Source organism: Umezawaea sp., from assembly GCF_057122925.1.
Genome location: NZ_DBNGPQ010000019.1, coordinates 18,537 through 34,765, shown reverse-complemented (window position 1 = coordinate 34,765; position 16,229 = coordinate 18,537). Strand labels below are relative to the sequence as shown.

The window sequence follows — 16,229 nt, the reverse complement described above, 5'->3', positions numbered from 1 at the left end:
TTCCGTCCGGGATCACCGTCGTGCGATCACGCGCTGGAGGACGATGAACGCGAACAGCAGGCCGCCGATCACGATCTTCGTCCACCACGAGCTGAGGGTGCCGTCGAAGTCGATGAGCGTCTGGATCATGCCGAGCACCAGCACGCCCAGCACGGTCCCGAGCACGTACCCGGAGCCGCCGGACAGGATCGTCCCGCCGATGACGACGGCCGCGATGGCGTCCAGCTCGGTCCCGATGGCGCTCAGCGGGTCGCCGGACAGCTTGTAGAACACCAGCAGCAGCCCGCCGAGCGCCGAGCAGAACCCGCTCAGGGCGTACACGGACACCTTCGTCCGCGCCACCTTCAGCCCCATGAGCACGGCCGAGGACTCGCTCCCGCCGACCGCGTACACGGTCCGCCCGAACCGGGTGTGGTGCAGCAGGTAGGCGGCCAGGCCCACGACCGCCAGCGCGATCAGCACGCTGATCGACACGTGCGAGTCGCCCGGCAGCGGGACCTGGGTCTGCGCCACCGTCGTGAAGAACGCGTTGTCGATGGACGGGGCCTCGGTGCTGATCGTCAGGCACAGGCCGCGGGCGAAGAACAGCCCCACGAGCGTGGCGATGAACGGCTGGATCTCGAAGTAGTGGATCAGCGCGCCCATGCCGGTGCCCAGCAGCAGACCGACCGCGAGCACCACCACGATCACGACGGGCGCGGGCCAGCCGCGTTCGCCCAGCAGTTCCGCCGAGAGCACCGTGGACAGCGCCACGACGGACCCCACGGACAGGTCGATCCCGCCGGTCAGGATCACGAACGTCATCCCGACGGCGACCACCAGCAGCCACGAGTAGTTGATGAACAGGTTGAACACGACCTGCCCCGACCCGAACGCCGTGTACTGCGACGCGCCGTACACGTAGGCGCCCACGAGCAGCGACAGGGTCGCCAGCATGGGCAGGTGCCGCTGCTGCGGTCGGTAACCGGTCACACGGTCGAGCGCGGTCATGCGGACACCTCCACGGCGCGGGCGGGTTCGGCGGGCGACACCGGAGGACGACGGCGCCTGCGCACCCTCGCCCGGAAGACGGGCGACTGCACCAGGCACACCAGGAGCACGACCAGCGCCTTGACCAGCAGCGTCGCCGTGTCGGGGATGCCGAGGGTGTACACGGTCGTGGTCAGCGTCTGGATCAGCAGCGCACCGATCACCGTGCCGCCCAGCGAGAACCGGCCACCGGTCAGCTTCGTCCCGCCGATCGTGAGCGCGAGGATCGCGTCCAGCTCGATCCACAGCCCCGCGTGGTTGGCGTCGGCACCGGGGGTGTTGGCGGCGATCATCAGCCCGGCGACCCCCGCGCACAGGCCTGCGAACACGTAGACCAGCCAGGTCAGCCGCCCGGACCGGAGGCCGGACAGCCTGCCGGCCTCGGGGTTGCCGCCCACCGCCTCCAGCAGCAGCCCCAGCGCGGACTTGCGCACCAGCAGCGTGCTGAGCACGAACACCGCCATGGCGATGAGGATCGAGACGGGCAGCAGGAACAGGTAGCCGCTCCCGAGCGCCCGGAACGGGGCCGACGTGATCGTGATGATCTGCCCGTCCGTGATGAGCTGCGCGATCCCGCGCCCCGCGACCATCAGGATCAGCGTGGCGATGATCGGCTGGATGCCCAGCACCGACACCAGGAACCCGTTCCACGCCCCCAGCGCCAGGCACAGGCCGAGCGCCATCCCGATGGCGGCGACGGTCCCGCCGACGGCGTCCTGGTCGGGCAGCCCGCTCAGGTGCAGGCAGGCCAGCGCGCCGCTGATCGCGACCACCGACCCCACCGACAGGTCGATGCCGCGGGTGGCGACCACCAGGGTCATGCCGATCCCGACCAGGATCAGCGGGGCCCCGAGCCGCAGGATGTCTATCAGGCTCCCGTACAGGTGCCCGTCGCGCAGCTCGATCTTGAAGAACGACGGCTTCGCGACGAGGTCGACCAGCAGCAGCGCGAGCAGCGCGGCCACGGGCCAGAACAACCGGTGCTTGGTCACGCCGGGCTCCCCTCGGCGATGACCGCCATGATCTCGTCGGCGGTGAGCGCCTCGTTGTCCCGCTGCGCCACCACCTCCCGGTCCCTCAGCACGACCACGCGGTGGCTCAGGCGGAGCACCTCCTCCAGTTCGGCGGAGATGAACAGCACGGCCACGCCGTCGTCGGACAGCGTCGCGACGAGCCGCTGGATCTCCGTCTTGGCGCCGATGTCGATGCCGCGGGTCGGCTCGTCCAGGATCAGCAGCCTCGGCTCGGTGATGAGCCACCTGGCGAGCAGCACCTTCTGCTGGTTGCCGCCGCTGAGGTCGCGCACCAGCGCCTCCGGGGCGGCGGGCCGGATGTCCAGCGCGTCGATGTAGCGGGCGGCCAGCTCGTCCTGCCTGCGGCGCGACAGCGGCCGGGTCCAGCCGCGGGCGGCCTGGAGGGCCAGCACGATGTTCTCGCGCACGGTCAGCTCCTCCACCAGGCCCTCGGTCTTGCGGTCCTCCGAGCAGTACGCGACCCGGTGCTCCATGCCGTTGCGAGGCGTCCGCATCGACACCGGCTTCCCGTCGACGCGCAGCGTGCCGCCGTCCGCGTGGTCGGCGCCGAACAGCAGCCGGGCCAGCTCCGTGCGGCCGGAGCCGAGCAGCCCGGCCAGGCCGACGACCTCGCCCGACCGGATCTCCAGCGAGAACGGCGCGATGGCGCCCTTGCGGGTCAGCCCGTCGGCCTGGAGGAACACCTCGCCGCCGGAGTGGCGGTGGGTGGCCTCCTCGATGTCCTCCAGCGCCTCCAGCTCCTTGCCGATCATCTTCGTGACGAGGTCGACCGGGGTGATGTCCTCGGTGCGGTACTCGCCGACCAGCTTCCCGTTGCGCAGCACGGTCATCCGGTCGGCCACCGCGAACACCTGGTCGATGAAGTGCGAGACGAACAGGACGGCCATCCCCTCGTCGCGCAGGGTCCGCACGACCTTGAGCAGCCGCTCGACCTCGCCCGCGTCGAGGCTGGACGTCGGCTCGTCGAGCACGAGCACCCGCGCGGACACGTCGAGCGCCCGCGCTATCGCCACCATCTGCCGCACGGCGATCGACTGCGTGCCCAGTTCCGCCGAGACGTCGAGGTGGAGGTCCAGCCCTTCCAGCAGGACCTCCGCCCGACGTCTCGTGGCCTTCCAGTCGATGCGGCCGAAGCGGCGCGGCTCGCGGCCGATGAAGATGTTCTCCGCCACCGAGAGGTTCGGCAGCAGGTTCACCTCCTGGTAGACCGTGCTGACGCCCGCCCGCTGCGCCTGCGACGGCCCGGCGAACGCCACCGGCTCGCCGCCCAGCACGATCGTGCCCGCGTCGATCCCGTGCACACCGGTCAACGTCTTGATGAGCGTGGACTTCCCGGCGCCGTTCTCGCCCATCAGGGCGTGCACCTCGCCGGGGAACATCCGGAAGTCCACGCCGTCGAGGGCGACGACGCCGGGGAACTCCTTCCGGATGCCGGTCATCTCCAGGATCGCTCGGGGGTCCGTCATCACACTGGCCGTCCTCGACTCGGATCAGTACTGGCGCTGCGGCAGGGCTTCCTTGGCCTTCGCCTGGTCGAACTCGGTCTCCTGCGTCTCGATGCGCGCCGGGACCTCCTCGCCCGCGGCGACCTTCTTGACCAGGTCCATGAGCTGCGGTCCGAGCAGCGGGTTGCACTCGACGATGTAGTTGATCTTGCCGTCGGCGAGGGCCTGCATGCCGTCCCTGACCGCGTCGACCGACACGATCTTGATGTCGGTGCCCGGCTTCTTGCCCGCGGCCTCGATGGCCTCGATCGCGCCGAGCGCCATGTCGTCGTTGTGCGCGTAGAGCACGTCGATCTTGCCCTGGGACTTCAGGAAGGCCTCCATGACCTCCTTGCCCTTGGCGCGGGTGAACTCACCGGTCTGCGAGGCGACGACCTTGATCTTCGCCGTGCCCGCGATGGCGTCGGCGAAGCCCTTCTTGCGGTCGTTGGCGGGCGCCGACCCCGTGCTGCCCTGGAGTTCCACCACGTTCACGTCACCGGTGGCCGAGGCGGACTCCTTGACGAGCCACTCCCCCGCCTTCTTGCCCTCCACCACGAAGTCCGAGCCGAGGAACGTCTTGTAGAGCGTCTTGTCCGCGGAGTCCACCGAGCGGTCGGTGAGGATCACCGGGATGTTCGCGGCCTTCGCCTCCTTCAGCACCGTGTCCCAGCCGGACTGGACCACCGGCGAGAACGCGATGACCTTCACCTTCTGCTGGATGAACGACCGGATCGCGGTGATCTGGTTCTCCTGCTTCTGCTGCGCGTCGGAGAACTTCAGCTCGATCCCGGCCGACTTGGCCGACTCCTGGATGGACTTGGTGTTCGCGGTCCGCCACCCGCTCTCCGCGCCCACCTGCGAGAAGCCGAGGGTGATCGCCCCGCCTCCCCCGCTGTCCGCCGCGCCGCCGCATCCGGTCAGCAGCGTCACGCCCAGGACACCGACCGCCAGTGCGGCCCACTTCTTTCCGAACACGGTCACTCCTCGATCGACGTTGATCATTTGTTAGCGTTAACATCATCGGTCGCCCGCGTCGGGGCAGGGTGTTCGAGATCTATCCCGCTCCCCGGCCGCACACCCCGGACGGCCAACCGGAACCGACTCTCACGGGGTCACGCGGTCCCGCCCCGGTCACGCCCGCCCCGCCCGCTACGGCCCAACGCCGGAAAAGTCCGGATCGCCCACTGCCGACCACTGCTGACTCCCCCCTCGCCGACCACGGCGTCAGGCCGTCACCCCAGCGTGACGAGTGGGAGCAAGTGTTAGCGATAACACACTAGGGGTCAAGCCTCAGGGCGATAACGATCCACGGTGACTTCGGTACGGCGTTGAGCTGCGACGACGGTCGACGCGACACGGGCGGGTGGTCGCGACGGGGAGGGAACGTCGTGGGGCAGCGGCCTGTCCCAGGAGGGTTGCCGTGCCGGCGGCGGAGGACGAGCGGTGCCTCCACCTGGAGAGCGTGGGGCGGGACGGGCCGGGTGGAGCGGGCAGGACACAGGGAGGCCGGGGCACCTCGGGCGCGCCCCTCCCGGCCCGCGCGTCCCTCCCGGCCCGCGCGTCCCTGCTGCCGTCGCGTACCCCTCCCGTGGAGGCGGGGCGCGCACCGTCACGAGTCCGAGCGCCCCACCGGGTACCGGGTGGAGATCGCCTCGACCGACGCCCGGACCACCCGACCGTCCGCCGGGTGGACGTCGGCGCGGTCGGCCGCCCGCCGCACCAGCCCCTCGGCCCGCCGGTCGGGGGCGATGGCGGACCTCATACCGTCCACATCGGACACGGGGTCGACGTGCACCGTCGTGCCTGCGCCGTCGACCTTCTCGCTCGCCCCAGCCCCGCACCCGACTTCCCGTCCATCCCCACGCGACCACGCGGAGCCGCGCGAGCGGGACGTGGACGGCGGAGTCGAGCCAGTGCCCGCCAGGCGGCCGTCGGCGACGCGCGGCAGTTCGCCGTCGGCGGGGGTTGACCGGACGCGCCCACGGGTATCCGGTCGGGACTCCCGAAGACCACGAGGGGCACCACCATGCGTTCGTTCACCTGCCCGGCCTGCGGGAACCTGCTGTTCTTCGAGAACTCGTCGTGCCTGGCCTGCGGCACGGCCGTCGGCTACTCGCGTCCGGACCGGGCGCTCGTCGCGCTCGACGGGCGGCGGCGCTGCGCCAACGCCGCCATCGCGGGCTGCAACTGGATCGCGGGCGACGCGGGCCCGCTGTGCGACTGCTGCGCGCTGACCAGGACCCGCCCCGCCGACGGTGACGCGGAGGAGGCGTTCGCGCGGGCCGAGGCGGCGAAGCGCCGCCTGGTGCACCAGCTCGACGACCTCGGCCTGCCGACCGACGGGGTCGTGTTCGACCTGCTGTCCAGCGAGGCCGAGCACGTGGTCACCGGCCACGCGAGCGGGGTGATCACGATCGACCTGGCCGAGGGCGTGGACAGCCACCGCGAGGCGGTGCGGGCGCGGCTCGCCGAGCCGTACCGGACGCTGCTCGGGCACTTCCGCCACGAGGTCGGCCACTGGTACTGGGAGGTGCTGGTGGAGCGGGCCGGTCGGCACGACGGGTTCCGCGCGGTGTTCGGCGACGAGCGCGCCGACTACCAGGAGGCGTTGCGGGAGCACTACGCGGGCGATCCCGACCCGGACTGGAACAGGTCGTACGTCAGCACCTACGCGGCGGCGCACCCGTGGGAGGACTGGGCCGAGACGTTCGCGCACCTGCTGCACGTCCGCGACACGGTGCAGACCGCGGGCGCCTACGGCGTGCTGGTCGCGGGCCGCGCCATCGCGCCGCACCCGGACGCCCCGGTCGACGCCGAGCCCGCCGAGGACGGTGCCGGGTTCGACGAGCTGGTCGACACGTGGGTGCCGCTGTCGCGGGCGGTGAACCAGCTCAACCGCAGCATGGGCAAGGACGACCTGTACCCGTTCGTGCTGGCCCCGGACGTGCTCGCGAAGCTGCGGTTCGTCGACTCGCTCGTCGCCGGTGCCGGGCGCGCCGAACCCGGTACGGTCCGCTGACAGGCGCTGTCCCGGACCGACAGGAGACCCATGAACTTCCCCGGCGTCCTCCCCTCACCCCTGGCCGCCATCGGCGGCACCCCCCTGGTCGAACTGCGGCACGTCGTGCCGGACGGCGCGGCGCGCGTGCTGGTCAAGCTGGAGGGCGGCAACCCGACCGGCAGCTACAAGGACCGGATGGCGCTGGCGATCGTCGAGGCCGCCGAACGGCGGGGGGAGCTGCGGCGGCGCGGTCGGCGGCTGGTGGAGTTCACCGGGGGCAGCACGGGCTCGTCGCTGGCGTTCGTGTGCGCGGTGAAGGGCTACCCGCTGTCGCTCGTGTCGTCGGACGCGTTCTCGGCGGAGAAGCTGAGCACGATGCGGGCGTTCGGCGCCGAGCTGACCGTGGTGCCCAGCGAGGGCGGCCGGATCACGCCGGACCTGTTCGTGCGGATGCGCGCGGAGGTGGACCGGATCGTCGAGCGCGAGGGAGCGCTGTGGACGGACCAGTTCCGCAACACCGACGCGCTGGCCGGGTACGCGGTGCTGGGCCGCGAGATCCTGGAGCAGGCGGGGACCGTGGACGCGTTCTGCGCCGCCGTCGGCACCGGCGGGATGCTCCACGGGGTCGCGTCGGTGTTGCGCGAGGCCGCGAGCGGGGTGCGGGTCGTGGCGCTGGAACCGGCGTCGTCGCCCGCGCTGACCGAGGGCAGGGGCGGACCGCACACGGTCGAGGGCACCGCGACCGGCGTGGTCCCGCCCCTGCTGACGCCGGGTGTCCACGACGAGGCGCTGGCCCTGGACGAACCCGAGGCGCGCGGGCTCGCCCTCCGGCTGGCCAGGGAGGAGGGCATCTTCGCGGGCACGTCCAGCGCGCTCAACGTGCTCGGCGCGCTCCGGGTGGCCCGCGACCTCGGGCCGGGCCGCACCGTCGTGACGGTCGCGTGCGACACCGGCCTGAAGTACCTCGCGGGCCCGCTGTTCAGCCCGCCAGCAGACGCGCCCTGATGTCGGTCTTGAGCACCTTGCCCACCGTCGAGCGGAGCAGGTCGGCCCACACGTGCACCTGCTTCGGCGCCTTCACGCTCCCGATCCGCGCCTTGACGAACGCCACCAGCTCGGCCGGGTCGGCCGTCGCGTCCGGCTGGGCCTGCACGACGGCCACGACCCGCTCGCCCCACTTCTCGTCGGGCAGACCGACGACCCCGCGGTCCCGCACGGCCGGGTGGGCCATGAGCGCCTGCTCGACCTCGGCCGAGTACACGTTGTACCCGCCCGTGATGATCATGTCCTCGGCCCGGTCGACGATGAACAGGTAGCCCTCCTCGTCGAGGTAGCCGATGTCGCCGGTGTGGTGCCAGCCGAACCGCGACGCCTCCGCCGTGGCCTCGGGGTTCCGGTAGTAGCCGCGCATCACGAGCGACCCGCGCACGACGATCTCGCCCCGCTCACCGGTCCCCAGCGGCCGACCCCCGTCATCCATGATCCCGACGGTGACCAGCGGCCCCGGCCGCCCGGCCGACGCGAGCCGCTCGCGCGCCACCGTTCCGTCGGCGTGGAAGTGCTCGGCGGGCGGCAGCGACGAGACCATCATCGGCGCCTCGGACTGGCCGAAGAGCTGCGCCATCACCGGCCCGATCGCGGTCAGCGCCCGCTCCAGCCGCTCCGGCGACATCGGCGCGGCGCCGTACCAGAAGCACCGCAGCGACGTGAGGTCCGCCGTGGCCAGCCGCTCGTGGGCGAGCAGCGCGTAGATCAGCGGCTGGAGCACTAGTACGAACCCAGAACCTCCCGCAACCGGACCACGAACCCGGCCGGGTCCTCGACGAACCCGATGTGATCGCCGGGGAACATCGTCGGAACCACCCCCAGCACCTCCCCCAACGCCCGAGAAGTCCGATCGCAGATCTGCCCACCGGACTCCTCCCCGATCCCCACCACGACCCGCCCGGCCACTCCCCGCAGCCGCTCCGCATCCGGCACCCACCGCACCGTGGGAAGCATCATGCGCTCGTGCTGGAACAGGTCATCGGCGATCTGCTGAGCATCCCTCTCCCCACCGAACACCACCTGGAAGACCTCCTCGGGCATCTCGATGTTCGCCTGCGCCAGGAACTTCCGCATCGCCCCCACCGCATCCCCGCCCACGTGCATCGCGATGATCTCCCGAGTACCTGCCACCAACTCCTCCCGGTCCTCCAGCAACTCCACCAACGGCGGCTCGTGCGCGACGACGACCCGCACCAGATCCGGCCGAGCGGCGGCCAGCGCCAGCGCGCTCACCGCCCCACCACTGGACCCGAACACCACCGCGGGCCCGACGTCGACGTGCTCGATCAACCGGGCCAGGTCGTCGGCCCGCATCTCCGGCGTCGAATCCGCGGACGGGTCGTCCACCCGGCTCCGGTTGATCCCGCGCGGATCCGTGGTCAGCACCGTGTGATCCCCGGCGAGCAGGTCCGCGAGCCCCTCGAACGCCCGGGCGTCCATCGGCGCACCCACGAGCACGACCAGCGGCCCGCTCCCCCGCAGCTCGTGGTGCAGCAGCGCGTCGGGGACGCGCAGGGTGTCGACGGTCAGCGGCTTGGTCATCGTTCCTCCTGGTACCGAGCGTGCACAGCGTGTTCGGAGACAAGTGACCGACACCGTGGGGCAGAATCATCGGTCGTGAGCGAACTTTCGCCGGGACCAGTGGAACCGGCCGCGGACGTGGCCGAGGACCCCGACCTGGCCAGGGCCAGGACGGGCGACAACGCCGCCTTCACCAGGCTCCTGGAGCCGCTGCGCCGCGAACTGCACGCCCACTGCTACCGGATGCTCGGCTCCACCCACGACGCCGACGACGCCCTCCAGGACGCCCTCCTCCGGGCGTGGAAGGCCCTGGCCCGCTTCGAGGGCCGCAGCTCGCTCCGCTCCTGGCTGTACACCGTCGCGACCCGCACCTGCCTGGACGCCGTCGCGAGCCGCCGCAGGCGCGCGCTCCCCGTCGACCTGGGACCATCCAGCGATCGTGCCGTGGTCGGCCAGACCCCGCTCACCGACGTGGCCTGGCTCGGCCCGTACCCCGACACCGGTCTCACCACCGGCCCAGCGGCTCCCGAGGCGCGCTACGAGCAGCGCGAAGCGGTCGAGCTGGCCTTCGTCGCCGCGCTGCACCACCTGCCCGGCAACCAGCGCGCCGCCCTGCTGCTGTTCGAGGTCCTCGGCTTCTCCCCCGCCGAGATCGCCGCGACCATGGACACCACCGTCGCCTCGGTCAACAGCGCCCTGCAACGGGCCCGCGCCACGGTGTCCGGCAAGATCCCGGCCCGCAGCCAGCAGCTGACGCTGCGCATGATGGACGACGCCCGCGTCCAGGGCATCGTCGCCGAGTACTCGTCCGCGCTGGAGCGCGGCGACGCGGACGCCCTCGTCGCACTCCTCACCGAGGACGTCACCTGGTCCATGCCCCCGATGCCGCACTGGTACCGCGGCATCGACGCCGTCATGGACTTCGCCACCACCGTCCCGCTGACGTCGTGCGGCTCGTGGCAGCACCTCCCGGCCACCGCCAACGGTCAACCCGCCGTCGGCTGCTACCTGTGGAACGAGGCGGCTGGCGCGCACCGGGCGTGGGCGGTCAACGTGCTGACCCTGCGCGACGACCGGATCGCCGACGTGACCTCGTTCATCGGCCTGGAGCACTTCACCGCCCTGGGCCTGCCCGCGTCGGTGACCTGACCCGGCCCAGCCGCCCGGCGGCCCGTCACCCGTCCGATCCGCCGCTCACCCGACCACCGGGTGAGCGGCGGATCGTTGTTACACGCACCGCGACCACTCGGTAACGCGGGGAAACCTCACGTTCACCGCACGACGCGGTCCCGGAAACACCCGGTTCCTAGGTTCCGCAGTGAATACAGCCGTGTCGACAGCGCTGTACACAGCCCCACCCCGCACGTCGCCCCCTGGCGAGCCCGGCCCCGTCCACACCCCACCGGAAGCCCTCCCCCGAAAGGCGCAACCGTGAACACTGGACTCCGACGCGCGACGCGCGTCACCGCCCTCCTCTCCGCAGGCGTGCTGCTCGTCAGCGCGTGCGGCAGCCGCACGTCCGACACGAGCACCGGCGGTGGTTCCGGCCCGGCGTCCTGCGTGGACACCTCCGGCGACTCGGTCAAGATCGGCCTGCTCAACTCCCTGTCCGGCACGATGGCCATCAGCGAGAAGACCGTCAACGACTCCCTGAACCTGGCCGTGGAGCAGATCAACGCCAAGGGCGGCGTGCTGGGCAAGAAGCTCTCGGTGGTGACCGAGGACGGCGCGTCCGAGCCCACCGTGTTCGCCGAGAAGGCGACGAAGCTGATCAGCTCCGACTGCGTGGCCGCGGTGTTCGGCGGCTGGACGTCGTCCTCCCGCAAGGCGATGCTGCCGGTGTTCGAGGGCGCGAACGGCCTGCTGTTCTACCCGGTGCAGTACGAGGGCCTGGAGTCCTCGCCGAACATCTTCTACACCGGCGCGACCACGAACCAGCAGATCGTGCCCGCGCTCGACTACCTCAAGGAGAAGGGCGTCACCACGCTCTTCCTGGTCGGCTCGGACTACGTGTTCCCGCGCACCGCCAACAAGATCATCCAGGCCTACGCCAAGGCGAACGGCATCGAGGTCAGGGGTGAGGAGTACGCGCCGCTCGGCCACACCGACTTCGCCACGATCGTCAACAAGCTCAAGGGTTCCGGCTCGGCGGCGGTGTTCAACACGCTCAACGGCGACTCGAACGTGGCGTTCTTCAAGGAGTACAAGAACGCGGGCCTCACGGCGGCGACCACGCCGGTCGTGTCGGTGTCGATCGCCGAGGAGGAGGTCGGCGGCGTCGGCGTCGACAACCTGGTCGGCCAGCTCACGGCGTGGAACTACTACCAGACCGTGGATTCCCCGGCGAACAGGACGTTCGTCGAGGCGTTCAAGGCGAAGTACGGCGCGTCCCGCGTGACGTCCGACCCGATGGAGGCCGCCTACACCTCGCTGTTCCTCTGGCAGGCCATGGTCGAGAAGGCGAGGTCGTTCGCGCCGGACGACGTGAAGAAGGCCGCGGGCGGCGTGAGCTTCGACGCGCCGGAGGGCGCGGTCACCGTCGACGGCGAGAACCACCACATCGCCAAGACCGCGCTCATCGGCAAGGTCGGCGCGGACGGGCTGATCCACACCGAGTGGAGCTCCGAGAAGCCGATCGAGCCGGACCCGTTCCTCAAGAGCTACGCCTGGGCCACCGGTCTGTCGGGCTGAGCCGCCCCGCCCCGGAAGGAGAACCACGTGGAAGCGTTGTTCGGCCAGCTCTTCGCGGGCCTGTCCCTGGGGTCGGTGCTGCTGCTCGCCGCGCTCGGCCTGTCCCTGACGTTCGGCCAGATGGGCGTCATCAACATGGCGCACGGCGAGTTCATGATGGCGGGCGCCTACACGGTGTTCGTCGTGCAGGGCTTCATCGCCGACGCGGGTCTGGCGCTGGTCGTGTCGATCCCGCTCGGGTTCCTGGTCGGCGGCCTGCTCGGGCTGCTGCTGGAGGTGCTGCTCATCCACCGGATGTACCACCGCCCGCTCGACACGCTGCTCGTCACGTGGGGCGTGGCCCTGATCCTGCAACAGGTCGCGCGCGACGTGTTCGGCGCGCCCAACGTGGACGTCAAGGCCCCGACCTGGCTGTCCGGCGGGGTCGACCTCGGCTTCACCCAGGTCCCCGCGGCCCGGCTGTTCATCCTGGCGCTGTCGGTCGCGGCCGTCGGCGTGCTCGCGCTCGTCCTCACCAGGACCTCGCTCGGCAGGCGCGTCCGGGGCGTCGTGCAGAACCGCGACCTCGCCGAGACGGTGGGCATCTCCACCAGGGCCACCGACCGGCTGACGTTCTTCATCGGCTCGGGCCTGGCGGGCATCGCCGGTGTCGCGCTGACGCTGCTCGGCTCCACCGGCCCGACGCTGGGCACCAACTACATCGTCGACGCCTTCCTGGTCGTGGTGGCGGGCGGCATCGGGCAGATCAAGGGCACGGTGATCGCCGCTTTCGGCCTCGGCCTGATGCAGGCGACCTTCGAGTACTCCACCACCGCGAGCCTCGCGAAGGTGGCGGTGTTCGTGGTGGTCGTCGTGTTCCTCCAGGTCCGGCCGCAGGGGATCTTCAGCATCCGGACGAGGAGCCTGGCATGAGGGGTGAGCACGGCAAGGTCGCGGGGTTCATCGTCCTCGCGCTGGCGCTGCTGGTGCTCGCACCGGCCGTGCTGTCGGACTTCCGGCTCTCGCTGCTGGGCCGGTTCGTCTGCTACGGCATCGTGGCCGTGGGGATCGGTCTCGCCTGGGGTCGCGGCGGGATGCTGACGCTGGGCCAGGGCGTGTTCTTCGGCCTCGGCGCGTACGTCATGGCGATGCACCTGAAGCTGGCCGACGCGGGCCCGAACGGCGTGCCGGACTTCATGAAGCTCTACGGGTCCGGTGTGGTGCCGGTCTGGTGGGAACCGTTCCGCGACCCCGTGGTGACGGTGGTGGCGATCGTGCTGGTCCCGGCTCTGGTGGCGTACGGGCTCGGCATGGCGGTCTTCCGGAGGCGGGTGCGCGGCGCGTACTTCGCGATCCTGTCGCAGGCGCTCGCGGCGGCGTTCGCGATCCTGCTGGTCGGCCAGCAGGCCACGATCGGCGGCACCAACGGGCTCAACGGGTTCCGGTCGTTCTTCGGCTTCAACCTGTTCGACCCCGTCAACAAGCGGATGCTGTTCTACATCGCCGCGGGCACGCTGCTGGCGGTGCTGCTCGTCGTCTGGCAGCTCTACCGCTCCCGCTACGGCGAACTCCTGATCGCCGTGCGCGACCAGGAGGAGCGCGTCCGGTTCCTCGGCTACGACCCGGCGAACGTCAAGGTCGTCGCCTACGTGGTCGCCGCGGTGGTGGCCGGTGTCGCGGGCGCGCTGTTCGTGCCGATCGTCGGCATCATCTCCCCCGCCAGCGTCGGCGTGGTGCCGTCGATCGCGTTCCTGATCGGCGTCGCGATCGGCGGCCGGTCGACGCTGTTCGGCCCGGCGCTGGGCGCCATCGCCGTGGCGTGGGCGCAGACGTCGCTGTCGGAGAGCTTCCCGTCGTTCTGGATCTACTTCCAGGGCGCGCTGTTCGTGCTCGTCGTGGCGTTCCTGCCGCGCGGGCTGTCCACCGTGGGCTCGATCCTCACCCGGCGCAGGGAGACAGCGTGAAGTCCGACTACCTCGAACTGACCGACGTCCGGGTCTCCTTCGACGGGTTCGTCGCCGTCGACGGCGTGACCACGACCGTGCTCCAGGGCGACCTGCGGTTCCTCATCGGCCCGAACGGCGCGGGCAAGACCACGCTGGTCGACGCGATCACCGGCCTGGTCCCGGCGACCGGGTCGGCCGCGTTCGGACGCACCGAGCTGCTCAACCGCAAGGTGCACCGGATCGCCAGGCTCGGCGTCGGCCGGACGTTCCAGACGGCCAGCGTGTTCGAGGAGCTGACGGTCCTCCAGAACCTCGACATCGCCGCGGGCGCCGGACGCGGACCGCTCACCATGCTGCGCCGCCGGTCGTCCACACCGCCGGAGGTCGAGGCGGCGCTGGAGGTCGTCGGGCTCACCGACCTGCGCGACCGGCAGGCGGGCGTGCTCGCGCACGGGCAGAAGCAGTGGCTGGAGATCGGGATGCTGCTCGTGCGGGACTCGAAGGTGCTGCTGCTGGACGAGCCCGTGGCGGGCATGAGCGCCGAGGAGCGCCAGCAGACCGGCGAGCTGCTCCAGCGCGTCGGTGAGAACTGCGTGGTCGTCGTGGTCGAGCACGACATGGACTTCATGCGCTCGTTCGCCACGTCGGTGACCGTGCTGCACGCGGGCCGGGTGCTCAGCGAGGGCACCGTCGCCCACGTGCAGGCCGACCCGCTGGTCCAGGAGGTCTACCTGGGCCGCGCGGAGGTGGGGGCGTGAAGCTGGACCTGGTGGACGTCACCGTCGGGTACGGGCGCTCGACCGTCGTGCACGGCGCGACGGTCGAGGTCCCGTCGGACTCGGTGGTCGCGGTCATGGGCCACAACGGCGCGGGCAAGACCACGCTGCTGCGCGCGGCGGCGGGACTCCTGCGGCCCACGAGCGGTCGGGTGCTGATGGACGGCGAGGACGTGACGCGTCTTCGCCCGAACGAGCGGGTGAAGCGCGGGCTCGCCTACGTGCCGCAGGGCCAGCAGTCGTTCCCGCAGCTCACGGCGGAGGACAACCTCAGGCTGGTCGCCGACGCCCGCAAGGACGGCAAGCGGCTGCTCGCCGGGGCGCTGGAGGTGTTCCCGGCGCTGGTCCCGGTGCTGGGCAGGCGCGCGGGCCTGCTCTCGGGCGGGCAGCGCCAGCAGCTCGCCATCGCGCGGGCGCTGATCACCCGGCCGGAGCTGCTGGTCCTGGACGAGCCGACCGAGGGCATCCAGCCGTCCGTGGTCGCGGAGATCGAGGAGACGATCAGGACCCTGTCCACGAGCGGCGGCCTGTCCGTGCTGCTGGTCGAACAGCACATCGGCTTCGCCCTGAGCACCGCCGACCGCTACTACGTGCTGGAGGCGGGCCGGATCACCGCCACGGGCGCGGGCGGTACCGCGGCGCTCGACGGCGTCCGCGCCGCGATGGCCATCTGAGGGACCGACCATGACCGGTTCCCTCCGCGACCAGGTGTACCTGCGGCTGCACGACGCGGTCCTCGGCGGGGGGTGGGGGGCGGCCGAGCGCTTCACCGAGCCGAAGCTCGCCAAGAAGCTCGGCGTCTCCCGCACCCCCGTGCGGGAGGCGCTGACCCGGCTGGAGGCGGACGGACTGGTGCGCAGGGAGGACTACGGCTACTCGATCGTCGTGCCGGACCTGACCACGATCAGGGACCTCCACGAGGTGCGGATCGCCGTGGAGCTGCGGGGCATCGCGCGGTCGATCGAGAACCCCTCCGTCCGGCACTCGGTGCGGGCGCTGGAGGCGGAGCTGGAGCACTGGTACGGCCTGCGCACCGACCCCCCGGCCCCTCGGCCGGAGTTCGTGCTGGAGGACGAGCGGTTCCACGCGGCGCTGCTCGGCGCGTCCGGCAACCCCGAGCTGGTGGCCGCGCTGGTCGCGGTGAACCACCGCACCCGCACGGCGCGGATGTACGACTTCACCGTCGAGGGGCACGTCGAGACGGCCATCGCCGAGCACATCGAGATCATGGAACGCGTGCGCGAGGGGCGGTTGGAGGAGGCGCTGGTCCTGCTGCACGAGCACCTCGGCGCGTCGCTGGAGGTCGTGGTCGAGCGCGCGGGCCGCGCGCTCGCCGCACGGCACAGCACGCGGGTCGAGTGAGTCCCGCCGGGGCGGGCGCCCCGACGGGCTCGGCTCACGGGTGCGGCCCCGGCCCGTCCACGGCCGGGAGCAAGGACGCCGGCGGGAGACCCGCGTCGCCCCCGCCCCCAGCCCGGTGCACGGGTGCAACCCCGGCCCCATCCGCAGCCCGGTGCAGGGGTGTCAGCGCCGGACCCGCGTCGCCAACACCCGCCCAGCTCACCGGTCCGACCCCCAGCCCGCCCACAGCCGGGAGCAAGGCAGCCGGCGGGAGACCCTCGTCATCCCCGCCGGCCCGGCTCACGGACGCGGCCCGGTCCCATCCGCAGCCCGGTGCAAGAGCGTCGGCGGGAGACCCGCGCCGCCCCCGCCGGCCC

15 protein-coding genes and 1 pseudogene are annotated in these 16,229 nt (G+C 71.6%); 9 read left to right on the top strand and 7 right to left on the bottom strand.

Annotated features, from left to right (window positions below; translation table 11 throughout):
- Positions 1-12: 12 nt before the first annotated feature.
- From yjfF to AC156L_RS02920, 5 genes are all read right to left on the bottom strand, one after another.
- A complete protein-coding gene (gene yjfF / locus AC156L_RS02940; protein WP_330874751.1) occupies positions 13-990 on the bottom strand; it encodes a galactofuranose ABC transporter, permease protein YjfF in 978 nt (325 codons plus the stop codon).
- The gene (locus AC156L_RS02935) at positions 987-2,021 is read right to left on the bottom strand and encodes an ABC transporter permease (protein WP_330874750.1); all 1,035 of its coding nucleotides are present in this window, start codon (positions 2,019-2,021) and stop codon (positions 987-989) included. The genes yjfF and AC156L_RS02935 overlap by 4 nt, the downstream gene beginning before the upstream one ends.
- Positions 2,018-3,529: a sugar ABC transporter ATP-binding protein gene (locus tag AC156L_RS02930; protein ID WP_330874749.1), complete on the bottom strand. Its 1,512-nt coding sequence runs from the start codon at positions 3,527-3,529 to the stop codon at positions 2,018-2,020. The genes AC156L_RS02935 and AC156L_RS02930 overlap by 4 nt, the downstream gene beginning before the upstream one ends.
- 24 nt (positions 3,530-3,553) lie before the next feature.
- Positions 3,554-4,552, bottom strand: a complete 999-nt coding sequence (locus AC156L_RS02925; protein WP_414719823.1) for an ABC transporter substrate-binding protein — start codon at positions 4,550-4,552, stop codon at positions 3,554-3,556.
- A 607-nt stretch (positions 4,553-5,159) separates the two neighbouring features.
- Entirely contained in the window at positions 5,160-5,312 is a 153-nt protein-coding gene (locus AC156L_RS02920) for a hypothetical protein (protein ID WP_330874747.1), read from the bottom strand.
- A 264-nt stretch (positions 5,313-5,576) separates the two neighbouring features.
- Between AC156L_RS02920 and AC156L_RS02915 the strand changes: the two genes are divergently transcribed.
- Complete coding sequence (locus tag AC156L_RS02915) at positions 5,577-6,569, top strand: zinc-binding metallopeptidase family protein (RefSeq protein WP_330874746.1); 993 nt, start codon at positions 5,577-5,579, stop codon at positions 6,567-6,569.
- 30 nt (positions 6,570-6,599) lie between these two features.
- A complete protein-coding gene (locus AC156L_RS02910) occupies positions 6,600-7,556 on the top strand; it encodes a PLP-dependent cysteine synthase family protein (RefSeq protein ID WP_330874745.1) in 957 nt (318 codons plus the stop codon).
- Here the strand turns inward: AC156L_RS02910 and AC156L_RS02905 are convergent.
- Both AC156L_RS02905 and AC156L_RS02900 read right to left on the bottom strand, forming a co-directional pair.
- A pseudogene (locus AC156L_RS02905) lies at positions 7,531-8,307 on the bottom strand (AMP-binding protein); the annotation flags it as partial. The gene AC156L_RS02910 and the pseudogene AC156L_RS02905 sit on opposite strands and share 26 nt — an antisense overlap.
- Positions 8,308-8,318: 11 nt before the next feature.
- Positions 8,319-9,140, bottom strand: coding sequence for an alpha/beta fold hydrolase (locus AC156L_RS02900; protein ID WP_330874744.1), 822 nt, complete (start codon positions 9,138-9,140; stop codon positions 8,319-8,321).
- Between the two features lie 75 nt (positions 9,141-9,215).
- On the opposite strand from AC156L_RS02900, the gene AC156L_RS02895 reads away from it, so the two are divergent.
- The 7 genes from AC156L_RS02895 to AC156L_RS02865 all read left to right on the top strand — a co-directional run bounded on the left by AC156L_RS02895 (position 9,216) and on the right by AC156L_RS02865 (position 15,873).
- Entirely contained in the window at positions 9,216-10,268 is a 1,053-nt protein-coding gene (locus tag AC156L_RS02895; protein ID WP_330874743.1) for a sigma-70 family RNA polymerase sigma factor, read from the top strand.
- Positions 10,269-10,550: 282 nt separating this feature from the next.
- On the top strand, positions 10,551-11,810 hold the full coding sequence (urtA, locus tag AC156L_RS02890; RefSeq protein WP_330874742.1) for an urea ABC transporter substrate-binding protein: 1,260 nt from the start codon (positions 10,551-10,553) through the stop codon (positions 11,808-11,810).
- A gap of 27 nt (positions 11,811-11,837) precedes the next feature.
- Positions 11,838-12,722: an urea ABC transporter permease subunit UrtB gene (urtB, locus tag AC156L_RS02885; protein ID WP_330874741.1), complete on the top strand. Its 885-nt coding sequence runs from the start codon at positions 11,838-11,840 to the stop codon at positions 12,720-12,722.
- Positions 12,719-13,753 (top strand): urea ABC transporter permease subunit UrtC, encoded by a 1,035-nt coding sequence (urtC, locus tag AC156L_RS02880; protein ID WP_330874740.1) that lies wholly within the window; start codon positions 12,719-12,721, stop codon positions 13,751-13,753. Before urtB ends, urtC begins: the two co-directional genes overlap by 4 nt.
- Entirely contained in the window at positions 13,750-14,493 is a 744-nt protein-coding gene (urtD, locus tag AC156L_RS02875) for an urea ABC transporter ATP-binding protein UrtD (protein ID WP_330874739.1), read from the top strand. The genes urtC and urtD overlap by 4 nt, the downstream gene beginning before the upstream one ends.
- Positions 14,490-15,185: an urea ABC transporter ATP-binding subunit UrtE gene (gene urtE / locus AC156L_RS02870; protein WP_330874738.1), complete on the top strand. Its 696-nt coding sequence runs from the start codon at positions 14,490-14,492 to the stop codon at positions 15,183-15,185. The genes urtD and urtE overlap by 4 nt, the downstream gene beginning before the upstream one ends.
- Positions 15,186-15,195: 10 nt before the next feature.
- Complete coding sequence (locus tag AC156L_RS02865) at positions 15,196-15,873, top strand: GntR family transcriptional regulator (RefSeq protein WP_330874737.1); 678 nt, start codon at positions 15,196-15,198, stop codon at positions 15,871-15,873.
- The last annotated feature ends 356 nt before the right edge of the window (positions 15,874-16,229 follow it).

Coding starts and splice junctions, on each gene's coding strand:
- yjfF (WP_330874751.1), bottom strand. CDS start 990: ATGACCGCGCTCGACCGTGTGACCGGTTACCGACCGCAGCAGCGGCAC.
- AC156L_RS02930 (WP_330874749.1), bottom strand. CDS start 3,529: ATGACGGACCCCCGAGCGATCCTGGAGATGACCGGCATCCGGAAGGAG.
- AC156L_RS02925 (WP_414719823.1), bottom strand. CDS start 4,552: ATGATCAACGTCGATCGAGGAGTGACCGTGTTCGGAAAGAAGTGGGCC.
- AC156L_RS02920 (WP_330874747.1), bottom strand. CDS start 5,312: ATGAGGTCCGCCATCGCCCCCGACCGGCGGGCCGAGGGGCTGGTGCGG.
- AC156L_RS02915 (WP_330874746.1), top strand. CDS start 5,577: ATGCGTTCGTTCACCTGCCCGGCCTGCGGGAACCTGCTGTTCTTCGAG.
- AC156L_RS02910 (WP_330874745.1), top strand. CDS start 6,600: ATGAACTTCCCCGGCGTCCTCCCCTCACCCCTGGCCGCCATCGGCGGC.
- AC156L_RS02900 (WP_330874744.1), bottom strand. CDS start 9,140: ATGACCAAGCCGCTGACCGTCGACACCCTGCGCGTCCCCGACGCGCTG.
- urtC (WP_330874740.1), top strand. CDS start 12,719: ATGAGGGGTGAGCACGGCAAGGTCGCGGGGTTCATCGTCCTCGCGCTG.
- AC156L_RS02865 (WP_330874737.1), top strand. CDS start 15,196: ATGACCGGTTCCCTCCGCGACCAGGTGTACCTGCGGCTGCACGACGCG.